Origin of the sequence: Rhizobium sp. ZW T2_16, assembly GCF_044987325.1 — a bacterium.
GTDB classification, from domain to species: domain Bacteria; phylum Pseudomonadota; class Alphaproteobacteria; order Rhizobiales; family Rhizobiaceae; genus Neorhizobium; species Neorhizobium cellulosilyticum.
Genome location: NZ_JBJDRG010000008.1, coordinates 13,108 through 27,861, shown reverse-complemented (window position 1 = coordinate 27,861; position 14,754 = coordinate 13,108). Strand labels below are relative to the sequence as shown.

The window sequence follows — 14,754 nt, the reverse complement described above, 5'->3', positions numbered from 1 at the left end:
CATACCACTTCGCACCTTGCCCGAAGCCGAATGGCCGAGAGGTCGAATCAAGTCCCAAAACAATACGTGTTCGGCGGATAGGCGGGAAGGGATGAAGGCAAAAAAGAAGCCGCAGGCGTTTGTCAAGGCTGCGGCTACAAGATGTTGTGGATTAACCGGCTAGCTATTAGTAGCGGTAGTGGTCAGCCTTGAATGGGCCCTGGGCCGGAACGCCGATATAGGCGGCCTGCTCATCGGAAAGCACCGAAAGCTTCACGCCGAGCTTGTCGAGATGCAGGCGAGCGACCTTCTCGTCGAGATGCTTCGGCAGGATGTAGACCTCGTTCTTGTACTCGCCCTGCTTGGTGAACAGTTCGATCTGGGCCAGCGTCTGGTTGGTGAACGAAGCGGACATGACGAAGGACGGGTGACCGGTCGCGTTGCCGAGGTTCAAGAGACGGCCTTCCGAAAGAAGGATCATCCGGTTGCCCTTCGGGAACTCGATGATATCGACCTGCGGCTTGACGTTGGTCCACTTGAGGTTCTTCAGAGCAGCGACCTGGATCTCGTTGTCGAAGTGACCGATATTGCCGACGATCGCCATGTCCTTCATCTCGCGCATATGCTCGATGCGGATGACGTCCTTGTTGCCGGTCGTGGTGATGAAGATATCGGCAGACGATACGACGTCTTCGAGCGTGACGACCTCAAAGCCGTCCATGGCGGCCTGCAATGCGCAGATCGGGTCGACTTCGGTAACCTTGACGCGGGCGCCGGCACCCTGAAGCGAAGCGGCAGAACCCTTGCCCACGTCGCCGTAACCGCAGACGACTGCAACCTTGCCGGCCATCATCACATCGGTGCCGCGGCGAATGCCGTCGACCAGCGATTCCTTGCAGCCATACTTGTTGTCGAACTTCGACTTGGTGACCGAGTCGTTGACGTTGATCGCCGGGAAGGGCAGCAGGCCCTTCTTGGAGAGTTCGTAGAGACGGTGAACGCCTGTCGTGGTTTCTTCGGTGACGCCCTTGATTGCGTCGCGCTGCTTGGTGAACCAGCCCGGCGAAGCCTTGAGGCGCTTGTTGATCTGCGCGAACAGGATCTCTTCTTCTTCCGAACCCGGATTGGACAGAACATCCTCGCCGGCTTCGGCGCGGGCGCCGAGCAGGATGTACATGGTGGCGTCACCGCCATCATCGAGGATCATGTTGGAGCTACCGCCATCGGTCCACTGGAAGATCTTGTCGGTATATTCCCAGTATTCGGTCAGCGACTCGCCCTTGACCGCGAAGACCGGAATGCCGGCTGCAGCGATTGCGGCTGCGGCATGGTCCTGGGTCGAGAAGATGTTGCAGGAGGCCCAGCGGATATCGGCACCGAGTTCCTTCAGCGTCTCGATAAGTACGGCCGTCTGGATCGTCATGTGCAGCGAACCGGAGATGCGGGCACCCTTGAGCGGCTTCGAAGCGCCGAACTCGCTGCGGCAGGACATCAGGCCCGGCATTTCCGTCTCGGCAATGTCCAGTTCCTTGCGGCCGTAAGCGGCAAGGTTGATATCCGCGACGATGTAGTCCTTTTCAGTGCTCATAAAGCTCTCCGATAACGTTGCATGGCGCGCAGCAGGAAAACGGGGACCCCGCTGGCTCAAACTCCCATGCGGTGTAGCAGGCTTCCCGGCCGCTTGCAACGTTGATATAAAGAGGTCTTTATATGTTTATGTGGTGCCGCTAATCAGGCTTCTTCGCCGAATTTGTTGGCGATCAGCGCTTCCAGCGCATCGAGCGCTTCTCCAGCCTGAACACCTTCGGCCGCGACGTCGATGCAACAGCCCGTGCTGGCGGCAAGCATCATCAGCCCCATGATCGAGGTGCCGCCGACGCTCATGCCGTCCTTTGAAACGGTCACCTGCGCATCAAAACCTTCGACCATCTGGACGAATTTGGCGGATGCCCGGGCATGCAGCCCGCGCTTGTTGACGATCACGAATTGGCGGGAGGGGGCAGACATTGAGCTCAGGGCCTCACTTGCCGCTCAGCACGCGGCTGGCAACGTTGATGTATTTGCGCCCGGCCTCGGATGCTTCCGCCAGAGCCTTCTCCATATTGTCCTCGCCGCGTATGCCTGCAAGCTTGATCAGCATGGGCAGGTTGACGCCGGCGATCACTTCGGTCGTGCCGCTTTCCATGACGGAGATCGAAAGATTGGATGGCGTACCGCCAAACATGTCGGTCAGGATGATGACGCCCTTGCCTGCATTGGCTCGCGCGACCGCATCGACGATATCCTGTCGCCGCTGATCCATGTCATCCTCGGGACCGATACAGACGGTTTCGATGAATTTCTGGGGTCCGACGACATGCTCCACCGCATGTCTAAACTCCTCAGCCAGCTTGCCATGGGTGACAAGCACCAGTCCGATCATGAAAATACGCCCCCTGATTTCAAAGCTCGCGGCCCATATCGTAACGCACTGGTGCCGTAAAGCGGCGGGATGCCATCTTCGCCAACTGGAAATGAAGTTCAAGTCAAAAAATCGGGCGCAGCGCTCACCAAAAAGGCGTTTCCTGCCTCCAAGCGGGCAACAGCCCCCCGATAACGGCAAGTGGATCGGCCACATTATTGGCCATTTTGACAAGTGGCAGACTGCCGATATCGCCGATTTGCCAGGATTCGTTTTCGGGCGGAAGCCGTTCGGCTTCGGAGACCGGCACAAGCTGGATGGCAAGGTCAAGCGGGGCGGAGCCGACATGATCCATTCTGACGATGCCGCTGCCGCGTAATTCCATCAGCCCGCTTATGCTCGGCGGACAGGTCGCAACGATCCGCTCCTGCTGTTGGGTCAGGAAAACCTGGTCATCCGAGATCAGCGCCGAAAAAGCCTTGGCACGGCGGGCTATGGCAAGACAGGTAAACGCCATCATCGATTTGCCGACACCCGATGGGCCGATGAAGATCAGACCGCGTTCACCCACCACAATGGCTGTGCCGTGGACGTTCCGGGTCATGCTGCATTCCCCGCAGGAAGAGAAAGGGTGAAACGTGCTCCGATCGTCTCTTGCGCCTTTCCGTGCAGGTTTTCCGCCTTCAGGCTGCCGCCATGCGCCTCGGCGATCTGGCGGCTGATGGAAAGTCCAAGACCCGAATTCTGGCCGAAGCTCTCGCCGTCCGGTCGGTCCGTATAGAAACGCTCGAAGATCCGGTCGATATTTTCTGCCTGGATGCCGGGACCATTGTCATCGACCGTGATGACCACCTTTTCCTTGTTGCGGGTGAGGCGGATGAAAAGCCGGCCGCCTTTCTCGGGCACGAAGGAGCGAGCATTTTCGATCAGGTTGGTGACGATCTGCCCGAGACGCAGGTCGTGGCCGTTGACCACATAGATATGCCGATCGCCGCCCTTGTGATCGATGGCAAGATCGATCTCGACCGGTTTGCGCCCGCTGCGGATCTGCCGGGAAATATCGACCAGATTGCTCAGCAGTGTCTCCATGTCGACCGGCGCCGAATCCGTGCGAGCAAGTTCCGCATCCAGACGAGATGCATCGGAAATATCGCTGATGAGACGATCCAGCCGGCGCACGTCATGGAAGATGATTTCCGTCAGCCGTCGTTTCGAATCCTCGGATTTCGCCAGCGGTAGTGTTTCGACAGCGCTGCGCAGCGAGGTCAGCGGGTTCTTCAATTCGTGGCTGACATCGGCGGCAAAGCTCTCGATTGCGTCAATGCGGTCGTAAAGCGCATTGGTCATGTCACGCACTGCGATGGACAGGTTGCCGATTTCATCCTGGCGATAGGAGAAGTCCGGAATCTCCTCACGCTGCTTGGCACCGCGGCGCACCCGGATGGCGGCCGCAGAAAGGCGGCGCAGCGGATTTGCGATCGTTGACGACAGAAGCAGCGACAGCACGATATTAACGAGCGTCGCCACGCCGAAGACGCGCATGATGGCAAGACGTTCGGCGTGAACGATCTTGTCGATATCGCCGGCCTGTGTCGACAGAAGCAAAACGCCGAGAACCGCCCGGAAGCGCTGGACAGGAACCGCGACGGAAACGATCAGTTCGCCGCGCTCGGTAATACGCACCAGCGCGCCGCGAACACCGGTCAGCGCATTCATCACTTCCGGATAGATCGAGCCATCGCCGCCCGGCGCTTCCTTGTAGATCGGCAGGTTGCCAGGCTGGAGCAGCCGGTTGAACATGCCCGACATCCACTCGCTCCAGGTCTGCGTCTCGTTCTCGACCGGTGGCAGATCGTAGCGAAGAACCTGTCCGCGGGAATAGAGATGCCGCGAATCGAGTAGCAGGTTGGCATCCGCATCGAACAGGCGGGCGCGTGTTCTGGTGGGAGAAATCAGTCGTCGAAGTACTGGCGCAACGCGCTCCGGATCTATCGGAAAATCGAGATCCTCATCGTTCGGCACCGGCGTGATGCTTTGCCCGGCTTGCAGTTCCAGCAGCTTTTCGGGGTCGATAGTGATCGAATTCGTGTCGACGGAGGCGGATGCCGAAATTGCGGCTGAAATGATCTCGCCCTGGGTCAGAAGGCTTTCTACGCGGGCGTCGATCAGCCCCTCGCGGAATTGGTTCAGGTAGAGGATGCCGGCCACGAGAACGACAGTCGCGGCGATATTGAAGAATAGGATACGCCGTGTAAGGCTCGAAAACACGGCATGGCCAAACAGTCGCCGGATGATGGTGAAGACATGCGGCCAGTGCCGGCGCGCCTTGGGCTTCGCCGGTGCCGTCTCCGTTTCGTGGTTTTCGAGCAGTCTGTCTGCCACGTCTTATCCTTCCACCGGGCCAGTCTATCGCTGACCCGGTCGTGGCTTCAAGTTAACCTGTTGTAACGCGACGCGTCAGGCTGCTTCGCGGAAGCGATAGCCGACACCGTAAAGCGTTTCGATCATGTCGAAATCCGTGTCAACCATCTTGAACTTCTTGCGCAGTCGCTTGATGTGGCTGTCGATCGTGCGGTCGTCGACATAGACCTGCTCATCATAGGCTGCATCCATCAGCGCATCGCGGCTCTTCACAACGCCGGGGCGTTGGGCCAGCGAGTGCAGAATAAGGAACTCCGTGACCGTAAGCGTCACGGGCTCGCCTTTCCAGGTGCAGGTATGCCGCTCTTGGTCCATTGCCAGTTGCCCGCGCTCCAAAGTACGGGCGGCGATCTGGTCGGCCGTGGGCTTCATGCCCGGCGCCTGAAGATCACGGCTTCCGGCGCGGCGCAAAATGGCCTTCACCCGCTCCACCAGAAGGCGCTGCGAGAACGGCTTGGTGATGAAATCGTCGGCGCCCATCTTGAGACCGAACAATTCATCGATTTCCTCATCCTTCGAGGTGAGGAAGATAACCGGAAGGTCCGATTTCTGCCGCAGGCGGCGCAGAAGCTCCATGCCGTCCATGCGTGGCATCTTGATGTCGAAAATGGCAAGCTGCGGTGGGCGGGCGACCAGACCGTCCAGCGCCGATGCGCCGTCCGTATAAGTCTCGACCTTGTAGCCCTCCGCCTCGAGCGCGATCGACACCGAAGTCAGAATATTTCGGTCATCGTCTACGAGCGCGATTGTCTGCATACCGTCCATCTCCATTGCCATTTCGTGCGCATCTCCAGGTAATGACTTCTCGCCAACCCCTAGCCCTCGCCATGCGCTTCATGAGGAGAAAGGTGGAACAAATTGTGGCAAAGTTAAAGGGTGGCGATTTGCTTTCCTGTTCGATGGCGCGTCTCAATGCCTCAAAACTGCCTATTATCAAGCGCATTAAAACGTTCGGCTAACCGATTTAAAAAGAAATAAATTTCTTTAAATCGATTAAATAATTGATTTCGTTGATATATTCTATTGCTCTCGCTTGCCGTTTTGAAAAACAGCAACTAGGTTCACGCCTCAATACCAATCCCGTCAATTGTAACCTGAGGTGAGCGCGTATGGAGCAGCTTGGACTTTATAACCCGGCAAATGGCGTAGCAGCGATCGGCCTCGATAAGGTTTCTCGCGTCAACTACAACCTGTCTGAGGTCGAGCTTTACGAAGAAGCCATTCGCCGCGGCGAGGCCGATCTGACCGCCGATGGCGCGTTGCGCGCTGTCACTGGCCAGCACACCGGCCGCTCGCCGAAGGACAAGTTCGTCGTGCGCGATGCCGTGACCGAAGACAAGATCTGGTGGGATAATAACAAGCCCATGTCTCCGGAGCATTTTGCCGTTCTGAAGGCCGATATGCTCGCCCATGCAGCAGGCAGGGAGCTTTTCGTCCAGGACCTGATCGGCGGAGCCGATGCCGATAACGCGCTTCCCACGCGTGTCGTCACTGAATACGCATGGCATGCGCTGTTCATCCGCAATCTTCTGATCCGCCCGAAGCGCGATACCCTCGGCTCCTTCGAACAGAAGCTGACCATAATCAACCTGCCGAGCTTCCGGGCTGATCCGGAGCGTCACGGTTGCCGTTCGGAGACCGTGATTGCCTGCGATCTCGCCAACGGCCTCGTCCTCATCGGCGGCACATCCTATGCCGGTGAGAACAAGAAGTCGGTATTCACTGTCCTCAACTACCTTTTGCCTGCCAAGGGCGTCATGCCCATGCATTGCTCGGCTAATGTCGGCGCCGAAGGCGATACCGCCGTGTTCTTCGGCCTTTCCGGCACCGGCAAGACGACGCTTTCTGCCGATCCGGCCCGCACGCTGATCGGCGATGACGAGCATGGCTGGGGCGAAAACGGAGTCTTCAACTTCGAAGGCGGCTGCTATGCCAAGGCGATCAAGCTTTCGGCCGAAGCCGAGCCTGAAATCTATGCCGCGACCCGCCGTTTCGGCACCGTGCTCGAAAATGTCGTGCTCGACGAGAACCGCGTGCCGAATTTCGACGACAATTCGCTGACGGAAAACACCCGCAGCGCCTATCCGCTGCATTTCATTCCGAACGCTTCGGAAACCGGCCTTGCGCCGCACCCGAAGACGATCATCATGCTGACGGCGGATGCCTTCGGCGTCATGCCGCCGATAGCCAGGCTGACGCCGGAACAGGCCATGTACCACTTCCTCTCCGGTTATACCGCCAAGGTCGCCGGTACGGAAAAGGGCGTAACCGAGCCGGAAGCGACCTTCTCCACCTGCTTCGGCGCTCCGTTCATGCCGCGTCATCCGGCCGAATACGGCAACCTGTTGAAGGAGTTGATCGCCAAGCACGGGGTCGATTGCTGGCTGGTCAATACCGGCTGGACCGGTGGCGCCTACGGCACCGGCCGCCGCATGCCGATCAAGGCCACCCGTGCGCTGCTGACGTCTGCCCTGAACGGCAGCCTGAAGAATGCCGAATTCCGCACCGACGCCAATTTCGGCTTCGCGGTTCCGGTTTCGGTCGATGGCGTCGAAACCGCGATCCTCGATCCGCGCTCGACCTGGGCCGACAGCCTTGCCTATGACAACCAAGCGGCAAAGCTGGTTTCGATGTTCATCAAGAACTTCGAAAAGTTCGAGGCTCACGTCGATGCCAAGGTCAAGGATGCCGCGCCTGGATTGCTGATCGCCGCCGAGTAAGCGCAAAACGTGTGATTCACGTGGAACCGTAGGTCGGGTAACACCTGACCGGCGGTTTTCTTTTGTCCACGTTTGTGGGAAAGATGCGCGCCGGAGAATATCATGGCCAGCAATCCCCTCATCATCAACAGCCGCATCACCATCGCCGCATGGGAACTGACCGAACAGTTCGTGCTGGCAGGCGGTCCCGGTGGCCAGAACGTCAACAAGGTCTCGACTGCCGTTCAGCTGTTCTTCGACCTCGTGAACTCTCCGTCGCTTCCGGATCGCGTGAAGACGAATGCCTTGAAGCTTGCCGGGAAACGGGTGTCGAAGGATGGCGTGTTGATGATAGAGGCAAGCCGCTCCCGTAGTCAGGAGCGTAACCGCGAAGATGCACGCGAAAGGCTGAAGGAACTGATCCTCGAAGCCGCCAAGCCGCCGCCGCCCGTCCGCAAGGCGACGAAACCGACGAAGGGTTCGGTGGAACGACGGCTGAAGGCGAAATCCGGCCGTTCGGATGTGAAGAAAATGCGCGGCAAGCCAACTGGCGACTGAACAGGGAGACGGATATGGCGACCTTGCTGAACGGAATTCGCCATCTGCCTGGCTATCTGGATCGTCCCGCACAGGAAAATCTGGTCGAGATCATCCGCCGGATCGTTACCGAAGCACCCCTTTATACGCCTGCCATGCCCGGTACCGGCAAGCCGATGTCGGTCAGGATGACCAATTGCGGGCAGCTAGGCTGGGTGACGGACAAGGAGCGCGGTTATCGATATCAACCCACCCACCCCCAGACGGGAAGACCCTGGCCAGCCATTCCTCCTGAATTGATGGCGTTATGGCAGAAACTGGCCGGATATTCGAAACCGCCCGAAGCCTGTCTGGTGAATTTCTATACTGACGACGCGAAGATGGGCCTGCATCAGGACAAGGATGAAAACGAGCTTGCCGCGCCCGTTCTGTCGATTTCGCTCGGCAATAGCTGCCTCTTTCGCGTCGGCGGTCTGGAGCGGAAGGATCCGACCAGTTCCTTCAAGCTGCAGAGTGGCGATATCGTGCTGCTCGGCGGGGAGGGCAGGCTCGCCTTCCATGGCGTGGACCGCCTCTATCCGGGAACTTCTACGCTGCTGAAAAACGGCGGGCGGATCAATCTGACGTTAAGGCGAGTGACCTAGTTTGGACGCCGGGCAATACCGGCAAGGGTAAAGACGTTGTGCGCGACAGGCAGGATCTTCAGTTTGCGGCGGTGATCGCTGGTTGCGGCATTCTTGTCGGCTTCGTCTATCACCTTCAACTATGGACATTCCGCCCTGATGGCTACTCGGTTCTTTCCGAGCGGCTAGCCTATTGGGATTTTACCAATCTCTGGTCGGGAGGACGGCTCGCAACCGAAGGCCGGGTGGATGCTATATTCGATGTCGAGGCCTATCGTTTGGCGCTGCGCGGATGGTTTGGCTCCGGCCTGCCGGATCAGGAGTGGAGTTATCCGCCGTCGATACTGTTGATCGGCGTTCCCCTGTCGCTTTTGCCATTGCCATTGGCCTACGGCATCTGGACGGTGGCAACATTGGCTTGTCTCTATCTGGCCGTGAAGAACCTGAGGCTTCCAGCCATTGTGACACTGGCGTTGCTTTTCTCGCCTGCCGCGGTGATGAACTCGATTTTCGGCCAGAACGGCGCTCTCACAGCTGCACTTCTCATCGGCACTTTGCTTCTCCTGCCCCACCGGCCCGTTTTGGCGGGCATTCTGGCCGGCCTGCTTACGATCAAGCCGCATCTCGGTTTGTTGTTGCCATTCTGTTTTCTGGCAGCAGGGCAATACCGGGCCATCATGGCGGCGATCCTCACCACGATCGTGCTCATCGTCCTGACGGGCCTGCTATTTGGTTTCGAGGTATGGACCGGCTTTTTCAAAGAGACCGGACCTCTCATGCGGAAAATCATGGAGGCGGACTATCCGCAACCCTATCACAAAAATGCCCTGACGGCCTTCATTCTGGGCCGATGGCTGGGGTTTGGTATCGCGGGGGCCTATTTTCTACAGGCTCTCGTAACCTTGTTGGCGATTATAGCCTCAGTTCGGATCTGGCGACCCGAGTTCATGATGGACAATCGCCTGCGCGCCCTTCTGACAGGCGTTCTGGCAATTCTCGCCACACCCTACGCATATTCCTACGATGCAATACCCTATTGCCTTGCCGTGGCCTGTTTTTTCCTCGCCGATCGGCGTTTGCCACGCTGGCCGATCGCGGTGGCGTATCTTTGGCCGCTTTTCCTGCATGTCCTCAATGGCCAGGGCATCGGCATAGGGATCTTGCCGCCGGCCGTTTTCGCAGGCGCGATGGTCAGACTGGCAATAGTGGACGACAGGTCGACAAGAAAACGCACGAATCTAGCGCTCTCTAAAGCTTCCTGAGCGAGACCGTCTCGATGAAATGATTGCGGCTCTTGCGCAGGATGATGTCGGCGCGGGGACGGGTTGGGATAATGTTCTGGCGAAGGTTTTTGAGGTTGATGTTTTCCCAAAGCCCTTCGGCGACGGCCAATGCCGCATCCGTGTCGATCGCCGCATATTTCTTGAAGAACGATGTCGGATCGCGGAAAGCGGTCTCGCGCAACTTCATGAAGCGCTGCACATACCACTGATGGATTTGCTCTTCGTCCGCATCGATATAGATCGAGAAGTCGAAGAAATCCGAAACGATCGGCACGATCTTGCCGTCCGCCGGCAGCGGCCGCGATTGCAGCACGTTGATGCCTTCGAAGATCAGGATGTCCGGTCGGTCAACAAGCGTATGCGCGTCGGGCAGGACATCATAGGTCAGGTGCGAATATTGCGGCGCCCTGACATTCGGCTCGCCGGCCTTGATCGCCGAAAGAAACCGCAGAATCTGGCCGACGTCATAGCTTTCCGGAAAACCCTTGCGCTGCATCAGGCCGTCGCGCTGAAGCACGGCGTTCGGATAGAGAAAGCCGTCCGTGGTGATCAGGTCCACCTTCGGGCTCGATGGCCAGCGCGCTAGCAGTTCCTTCAGCACACGTGCCGTCGTCGATTTGCCGACTGCAACCGATCCGGCAATGCCGATGATGAAAGGCGTCTTGGAAACGTCGGGCAGGCTCAAAAACCGGTTTCGCTGCCGAAACAGTTGCTGCGACGCCTCGACATGGGTCGACAGAAGGCGCGACAACGACAGATAGATCTGCCGAACCTCATCAATATTGATCGGATCGTCCAGCGAGCGCAGGCGCGCGATTTCATCGGATGTCAGCGTCAGTGGCGTATCGGCGCGAAACTTGGCCCACTCGTTCGCTGTAAAGTGATGATAAGGAGAATAATACTCTGTCATCGGGCTGACTTCCGACACTTCGACGGGCTGCGGTGCGCTACTCATGACTTGGGCCGGCTCGCCTTTTCCTGCAGTCCAGATTGCGCGGTCCTGCGTTGAAGTTCGTCCAGCACATCCTGCAATGGAATCCCTGCAATATTCAATACGACTAACAGATGATAGAGCAGGTCGGCGCTTTCGGAGGCGAGGTCCTTTTTGTCTTGGGCAAGCGCGGCAATTACCGTCTCCACCGCCTCCTCGCCAAGCTTCTTGGCGGCTTTGGTCTGGCCCGCCGCGGCAAGTTTCGCTGTCCAGGATTCGTCCGGCGAAGCTTTCGCCCGTGCCGCGACGATCTTTTCGAGATCGCTGAGAGTGAATTCGCTCAAGTCTTTGTCCTCCGGTCCCGAAACTCAGTCGAGACGCATGGCGATGCCGTGATCAGCCATATAGCGTTTTGCCTCTCCGACCGTATAGGTGCCGAAGTGGAAAATCGATGCGGCGAGAACCGCCGTCGCATGACCTTGTTTGACGCCAGCCACGAGATCGTCGAGATCCCCGACGCCGCCCGATGCAATCACTGGCACGCGCACCGAGTCCGCAATCGCGCGGGTCAGCTCCAGATCGTAGCCGACCTTGGTGCCGTCACGGTCCATCGAGGTGACCAGCAACTCTCCGGTCCCGCGCTCGACCATGCGCCGGGCAAAATCGACGGCGTCGATCCCCGTCGGGTTACGGCCGCCATGGGTGAAGATTTCCCAACGGTTCGCTTCGCCCGCTGCTGAAACCTTCTTGGCATCGATCGACACGACGATGCACTGGTTGCCGAACTTGTCGGCGGCCTCAGCGACGAAATCGGGATTGTTCACCGCTGCCGAATTAATCGACACCTTGTCGGCCCCGGCCAGCAGCAGCTTGCGAATATCGCTAACCGCGCGCACGCCGCCACCGACGGTAAGCGGCATGAAGCAATGGTCTGCCGTGCGCGCCACGACATCGAATATCGTCTCGCGATTGTCGGAAGAGGCGGTGATGTCGAGAAAGCAGAGCTCGTCCGCACCGGCCAGATCATAGGCCTTGGCCGCTTCTACGGGATCGCCGGCATCGACCAGATCGAGAAAGTTGACGCCCTTGACGACGCGGCCGTCCTTCACGTCGAGGCAGGGGATGACGCGGGCTTTGAGGGTCATGCTGCACGACCTTTCGCGGCGCGGATCAGCGCCAGTGCTTCGGTGGGATCGATACGGCCGTCATAAAGCGCGCGACCGGAAATCGCACCTTCGAGGCGGGCCGCATCCGGCTCGAGCATCCGGCTGATATCGTCGAGCGAGGCAAGCCCGCCCGAGGCGATAACCGGAATGGAAACGGAATTCGCAAGTTCCAGCGTCGAAGCCCAGTTGATGCCGGCCAGAATGCCATCGCGGTCGATATCGGTATAGATGATCGCGGACACGCCGGCGCCTTCGAATTTCTTCGCAAGCTCGATGACGCCGAGTTCGGACGCTTCCGCCCAGCCTTCGACCGCCACCTTGCCGCCCTTGGCGTCGATGCCGACGGCGACCTTGCCCGGAAACTGTTTGCAGGCCTCGATGACCAGCGCCGGATCACGCACGGCAACGGTGCCGAGGATCACCCGCTCCAAGCCTCTGGAAAGCCAGCTTTCGATATGATCGAGCGTGCGGATACCGCCGCCGAGCTGCACCGGGTTCTTCGTCGCTTTCAGGATTGCATCGACTGCCGCGCCATTGACGCTCTCGCCGGCAAAGGCGCCGTTGAGATCGACCACATGCAGCCACTCGAACCCCTGGTCCTCGAAGGCTTTCGCCTGGGCGCCGGGGTCCGGATTATAGACGGTCGCCTGCTCCATGTCGCCGAGCTTGAGGCGCACGCACTGACCGTCCTTGAGATCGATAGCCGGGAAAAGGATCATCTTCTTGGTCCTTGGATAGATGCGCGAGCCTTACGGCTTCCAGCGCAGGAAGTTGGAAATCAGGGCGAGGCCGAGCTTCTGGCTCTTTTCCGGGTGAAACTGCGAACCCGCCATGTTGTCGCGCCCGACGAATGCCGTCATCGCCCCGCCATATTCGGTCGTGGCGATCACTTCGGCCGGATTGGTCGCGGCAAGATGGTAGGAATGGACGAAATAGGCATGCAACCCGTCCGGCCCGGTGGGAATGCCATCGAACAGCGGGTGAGGCGTGGCAAGTTCCAGCGTATTCCAGCCGATCTGCGGGATCTTCAGGCCCGGATCGGACGGCGTCATCTCGACGACATCGCCCTTGATCCAGCCAAGCCCCTCGGTCGTGGTCTTTTCCAAGCCACGGGATGACATCAGTTGCATGCCGACACAAATACCGAGAAAGGGTCGTGCCTTGGTTTCGACCGCTTCGACAAGCGCTTCGTTCATGCCCGAAACGGCCTTGAGACCGGCGCGGCAATCCGCATAGGCGCCGACACCCGGCAGCACGACGCGGTCGGCAGCGGCAACGATATCCGGCTTGTCGGTCAGCTCGATTGCAGCATCTATGCCGGCTTCGCGGGCCGCGCGTTCGAATGCCTTGGTGGCCGAGCGCAGGTTGCCCGAGCCGTAGTCAATTATTGCGACGCGCATCAGCGTCCTCCGTGATCGAAAAGTCCGAGAGCCGGACCCTGCCAACCCGAAACGGCCGGCTGTTTTGTCTTATCCCAGTTTGCTTGGGCCCAGTCCGCAGAAGAGGGCAGGGGCTGCGTCTCTTTTGGCGGCAGGGCGGAAAAATAGATCTCTTCCGCGGTCTCTCTGTCCGTCGCGCCGATCACACTTTCGAGTGTCCAGCCGCGGCGGATAAGGGAGTTGGCGTAGTGGTTGCGCCCCTCAAGCGCGACAAAGACATGTGTCGCTAAGCCGAGCAGCACTCCGCCAAGCCAGAAGCCCTGGGTGCCCATCAGCAAGGCTCCGGCGACCTGCAGCACAAGCGCGAAAATTCCCGCAAGCCAGAGCCGATGCCAGATCAGCCAGATCCAGGAAAAAACGAGCGCCATCCAGGAAAACCCGTCGGGCAGGAAAAGCGTCGAGCGGTGATCCCTGTCGGGACCATTCGGCGGTATCAGAACGAGATAGCTTCTCAAGGATGATCTCCCGGAAGCGTCAGGCAAGCGTTCCCTTGGTGGACGGAACGCGGTTGGCCTGTCGCGGATCAATTTCGGTCGCGGTGCGCAGAACGCGCGCCACGGATTTGAAGCAGGTCTCGGCGATATGATGGTTGTTGGCGCCGTAATGGTTGAGGATATGCAGGGTGATCCCGGCATTCTGCGCCAGCGCTTGGAAGAATTCGCGGACCAGTTCCGTATCGAATGTGCCGATCTTCGGTGCCGAAAACGCAACGTTCCAGACGAGGAAAGGCCGGCCCGACACGTCGATCGCAGCCTTGGTCATCGTCTCGTCCATGGCGAGATCGAGCGAGGCATAACGGGTGATGCCGCGACGGTCGCCGAGCGCCTTGGAAATCGCCTGGCCGATCGCAATCCCGGTGTCTTCCACCGTGTGATGGTCGTCGATATGCAGGTCGCCTTTGACGTCGATCTCCATGTCGATCAGCGAATGTCGCGCCAGCTGGTCGAGCATATGGTCGAAAAAGCCGACGCCCGTCGAAATCTTGGCCACGCCGGTGCCGTCCAGATTGACGGAAACGGAAACGGAGGTTTCGTTGGTCTTGCGGGAAACGCTTCCCACGCGTGCGGCTGCGGTTTCGCCCATCAGGGTCTGCTCCATGCTTTTCTCGCCGCTCCTTATCAGCCGTAAGGTGAAATATCCAGCCAAAGCACGGGCCTTTGCGACACCTTGTCGATCGAAAGCAGCGAGATTGTATTCGTCACTCGGTCACTTACATAGGTGTCAACACGATCCCGGCAAAGCCAGAGCGGTTTGGCGGGATTTCTTCGGTCCAAA

17 protein-coding genes are annotated in these 14,754 nt (G+C 59.0%); 4 read left to right on the top strand and 13 right to left on the bottom strand.

The window, feature by feature from the left end:
• Window positions 1–166: 166 nt before the first annotated feature.
• From ahcY to ACI3K0_RS19125, 6 genes are all read right to left on the bottom strand, one after another.
• Window positions 167–1,567 carry an adenosylhomocysteinase gene (ahcY, locus tag ACI3K0_RS19150; protein WP_183829696.1) on the bottom strand — a complete coding sequence of 467 codons (1,401 nt, stop codon included), beginning with the start codon at window positions 1,565–1,567 and terminating at the stop codon, window positions 167–169.
• 143 nt (window positions 1,568–1,710) lie between these two features.
• Window positions 1,711–1,986, bottom strand: a complete 276-nt coding sequence (locus ACI3K0_RS19145) for an HPr family phosphocarrier protein (RefSeq protein ID WP_183829693.1) — start codon at window positions 1,984–1,986, stop codon at window positions 1,711–1,713.
• Window positions 1,987–1,999: 13 nt separating this feature from the next.
• A complete protein-coding gene (locus ACI3K0_RS19140) occupies window positions 2,000–2,401 on the bottom strand; it encodes a PTS sugar transporter subunit IIA (RefSeq protein WP_112459233.1) in 402 nt (133 codons plus the stop codon).
• Window positions 2,402–2,525: 124 nt separating this feature from the next.
• Window positions 2,526–2,984: an HPr kinase/phosphorylase gene (locus ACI3K0_RS19135; RefSeq protein WP_183829690.1), complete on the bottom strand. Its 459-nt coding sequence runs from the start codon at window positions 2,982–2,984 to the stop codon at window positions 2,526–2,528.
• A complete protein-coding gene (locus tag ACI3K0_RS19130; protein ID WP_183829799.1) occupies window positions 2,981–4,750 on the bottom strand; it encodes a sensor histidine kinase in 1,770 nt (589 codons plus the stop codon). The genes ACI3K0_RS19135 and ACI3K0_RS19130 overlap by 4 nt, the downstream gene beginning before the upstream one ends.
• Before the next feature lie 87 nt (window positions 4,751–4,837).
• The gene (locus ACI3K0_RS19125) at window positions 4,838–5,557 is read right to left on the bottom strand and encodes a response regulator transcription factor (RefSeq protein ID WP_112511969.1); all 720 of its coding nucleotides are present in this window, start codon (window positions 5,555–5,557) and stop codon (window positions 4,838–4,840) included.
• Window positions 5,558–5,910: 353 nt separating this feature from the next.
• On the opposite strand from ACI3K0_RS19125, the gene ACI3K0_RS19120 reads away from it, so the two are divergent.
• The 4 genes from ACI3K0_RS19120 to ACI3K0_RS19105 all read left to right on the top strand — a co-directional run bounded on the left by ACI3K0_RS19120 (window position 5,911) and on the right by ACI3K0_RS19105 (window position 9,922).
• A complete protein-coding gene (locus tag ACI3K0_RS19120; protein ID WP_148143845.1) occupies window positions 5,911–7,521 on the top strand; it encodes a phosphoenolpyruvate carboxykinase in 1,611 nt (536 codons plus the stop codon).
• Window positions 7,522–7,623: 102 nt separating this feature from the next.
• Window positions 7,624–8,058 (top strand): alternative ribosome rescue aminoacyl-tRNA hydrolase ArfB, encoded by a 435-nt coding sequence (gene arfB, locus ACI3K0_RS19115; protein WP_148143846.1) that lies wholly within the window; start codon window positions 7,624–7,626, stop codon window positions 8,056–8,058.
• Window positions 8,059–8,072: 14 nt separating this feature from the next.
• Window positions 8,073–8,681 (top strand): alpha-ketoglutarate-dependent dioxygenase AlkB, encoded by a 609-nt coding sequence (locus ACI3K0_RS19110; protein ID WP_148143847.1) that lies wholly within the window; start codon window positions 8,073–8,075, stop codon window positions 8,679–8,681.
• Between the two features lie 38 nt (window positions 8,682–8,719).
• The gene (locus ACI3K0_RS19105) at window positions 8,720–9,922 is read left to right on the top strand and encodes a glycosyltransferase family 87 protein (protein ID WP_404945972.1); all 1,203 of its coding nucleotides are present in this window, start codon (window positions 8,720–8,722) and stop codon (window positions 9,920–9,922) included.
• Here ACI3K0_RS19105 and coaA read toward each other — a convergent pair.
• From coaA to hisB, 7 genes are read right to left on the bottom strand one after another with little or no spacing between them, the layout of a single operon-like run.
• On the bottom strand, window positions 9,909–10,898 hold the full coding sequence (coaA, locus tag ACI3K0_RS19100; RefSeq protein ID WP_183829684.1) for a type I pantothenate kinase: 990 nt from the start codon (window positions 10,896–10,898) through the stop codon (window positions 9,909–9,911). The two genes, ACI3K0_RS19105 and coaA, sit on opposite strands and share 14 nt — an antisense overlap.
• A complete protein-coding gene (locus tag ACI3K0_RS19095) occupies window positions 10,895–11,218 on the bottom strand; it encodes a phosphoribosyl-ATP diphosphatase (RefSeq protein WP_183829681.1) in 324 nt (107 codons plus the stop codon). Before ACI3K0_RS19095 ends, coaA begins: the two co-directional genes overlap by 4 nt.
• A gap of 24 nt (window positions 11,219–11,242) precedes the next feature.
• A complete protein-coding gene (gene hisF / locus ACI3K0_RS19090; RefSeq protein WP_183829678.1) occupies window positions 11,243–12,019 on the bottom strand; it encodes an imidazole glycerol phosphate synthase subunit HisF in 777 nt (258 codons plus the stop codon).
• Window positions 12,016–12,759 (bottom strand): 1-(5-phosphoribosyl)-5-[(5-phosphoribosylamino)methylideneamino]imidazole-4-carboxamide isomerase, encoded by a 744-nt coding sequence (hisA, locus tag ACI3K0_RS19085; protein WP_183829675.1) that lies wholly within the window; start codon window positions 12,757–12,759, stop codon window positions 12,016–12,018. Before hisA ends, hisF begins: the two co-directional genes overlap by 4 nt.
• 30 nt (window positions 12,760–12,789) lie before the next feature.
• Window positions 12,790–13,440 carry an imidazole glycerol phosphate synthase subunit HisH gene (gene hisH / locus ACI3K0_RS19080; RefSeq protein ID WP_183829672.1) on the bottom strand — a complete coding sequence of 217 codons (651 nt, stop codon included), beginning with the start codon at window positions 13,438–13,440 and terminating at the stop codon, window positions 12,790–12,792.
• Entirely contained in the window at window positions 13,440–13,934 is a 495-nt protein-coding gene (locus ACI3K0_RS19075) for a DUF2628 domain-containing protein (RefSeq protein WP_183829669.1), read from the bottom strand. Before ACI3K0_RS19075 ends, hisH begins: the two co-directional genes overlap by 1 nt.
• 19 nt (window positions 13,935–13,953) lie before the next feature.
• The gene (hisB, locus tag ACI3K0_RS19070; protein WP_183829796.1) at window positions 13,954–14,562 is read right to left on the bottom strand and encodes an imidazoleglycerol-phosphate dehydratase HisB; all 609 of its coding nucleotides are present in this window, start codon (window positions 14,560–14,562) and stop codon (window positions 13,954–13,956) included.
• Window positions 14,563–14,754: the final 192 nt, after the last annotated feature.

Bases quoted from the DNA above. Each gene is read 5' to 3' on its own strand.
- ahcY (WP_183829696.1), bottom strand. From the start codon at position 1,567: ATGAGCACTGAAAAGGACTACATCGTCGCGGATATCAACCTTGCCGCT.
- ACI3K0_RS19145 (WP_183829693.1), bottom strand. From the start codon at position 1,986: ATGTCTGCCCCCTCCCGCCAATTCGTGATCGTCAACAAGCGCGGGCTG.
- ACI3K0_RS19140 (WP_112459233.1), bottom strand. From the start codon at position 2,401: ATGATCGGACTGGTGCTTGTCACCCATGGCAAGCTGGCTGAGGAGTTT.
- ACI3K0_RS19135 (WP_183829690.1), bottom strand. From the start codon at position 2,984: ATGACCCGGAACGTCCACGGCACAGCCATTGTGGTGGGTGAACGCGGT.
- ACI3K0_RS19125 (WP_112511969.1), bottom strand. From the start codon at position 5,557: ATGCAGACAATCGCGCTCGTAGACGATGACCGAAATATTCTGACTTCG.
- ACI3K0_RS19120 (WP_148143845.1), top strand. From the start codon at position 5,911: ATGGAGCAGCTTGGACTTTATAACCCGGCAAATGGCGTAGCAGCGATC.
- arfB (WP_148143846.1), top strand. From the start codon at position 7,624: ATGGCCAGCAATCCCCTCATCATCAACAGCCGCATCACCATCGCCGCA.
- ACI3K0_RS19110 (WP_148143847.1), top strand. From the start codon at position 8,073: ATGGCGACCTTGCTGAACGGAATTCGCCATCTGCCTGGCTATCTGGAT.
- coaA (WP_183829684.1), bottom strand. From the start codon at position 10,898: ATGAGTAGCGCACCGCAGCCCGTCGAAGTGTCGGAAGTCAGCCCGATG.
- hisF (WP_183829678.1), bottom strand. From the start codon at position 12,019: ATGACCCTCAAAGCCCGCGTCATCCCCTGCCTCGACGTGAAGGACGGC.
- hisA (WP_183829675.1), bottom strand. From the start codon at position 12,759: ATGATCCTTTTCCCGGCTATCGATCTCAAGGACGGTCAGTGCGTGCGC.
- hisH (WP_183829672.1), bottom strand. From the start codon at position 13,440: ATGCGCGTCGCAATAATTGACTACGGCTCGGGCAACCTGCGCTCGGCC.
- hisB (WP_183829796.1), bottom strand. From the start codon at position 14,562: ATGGGCGAAACCGCAGCCGCACGCGTGGGAAGCGTTTCCCGCAAGACC.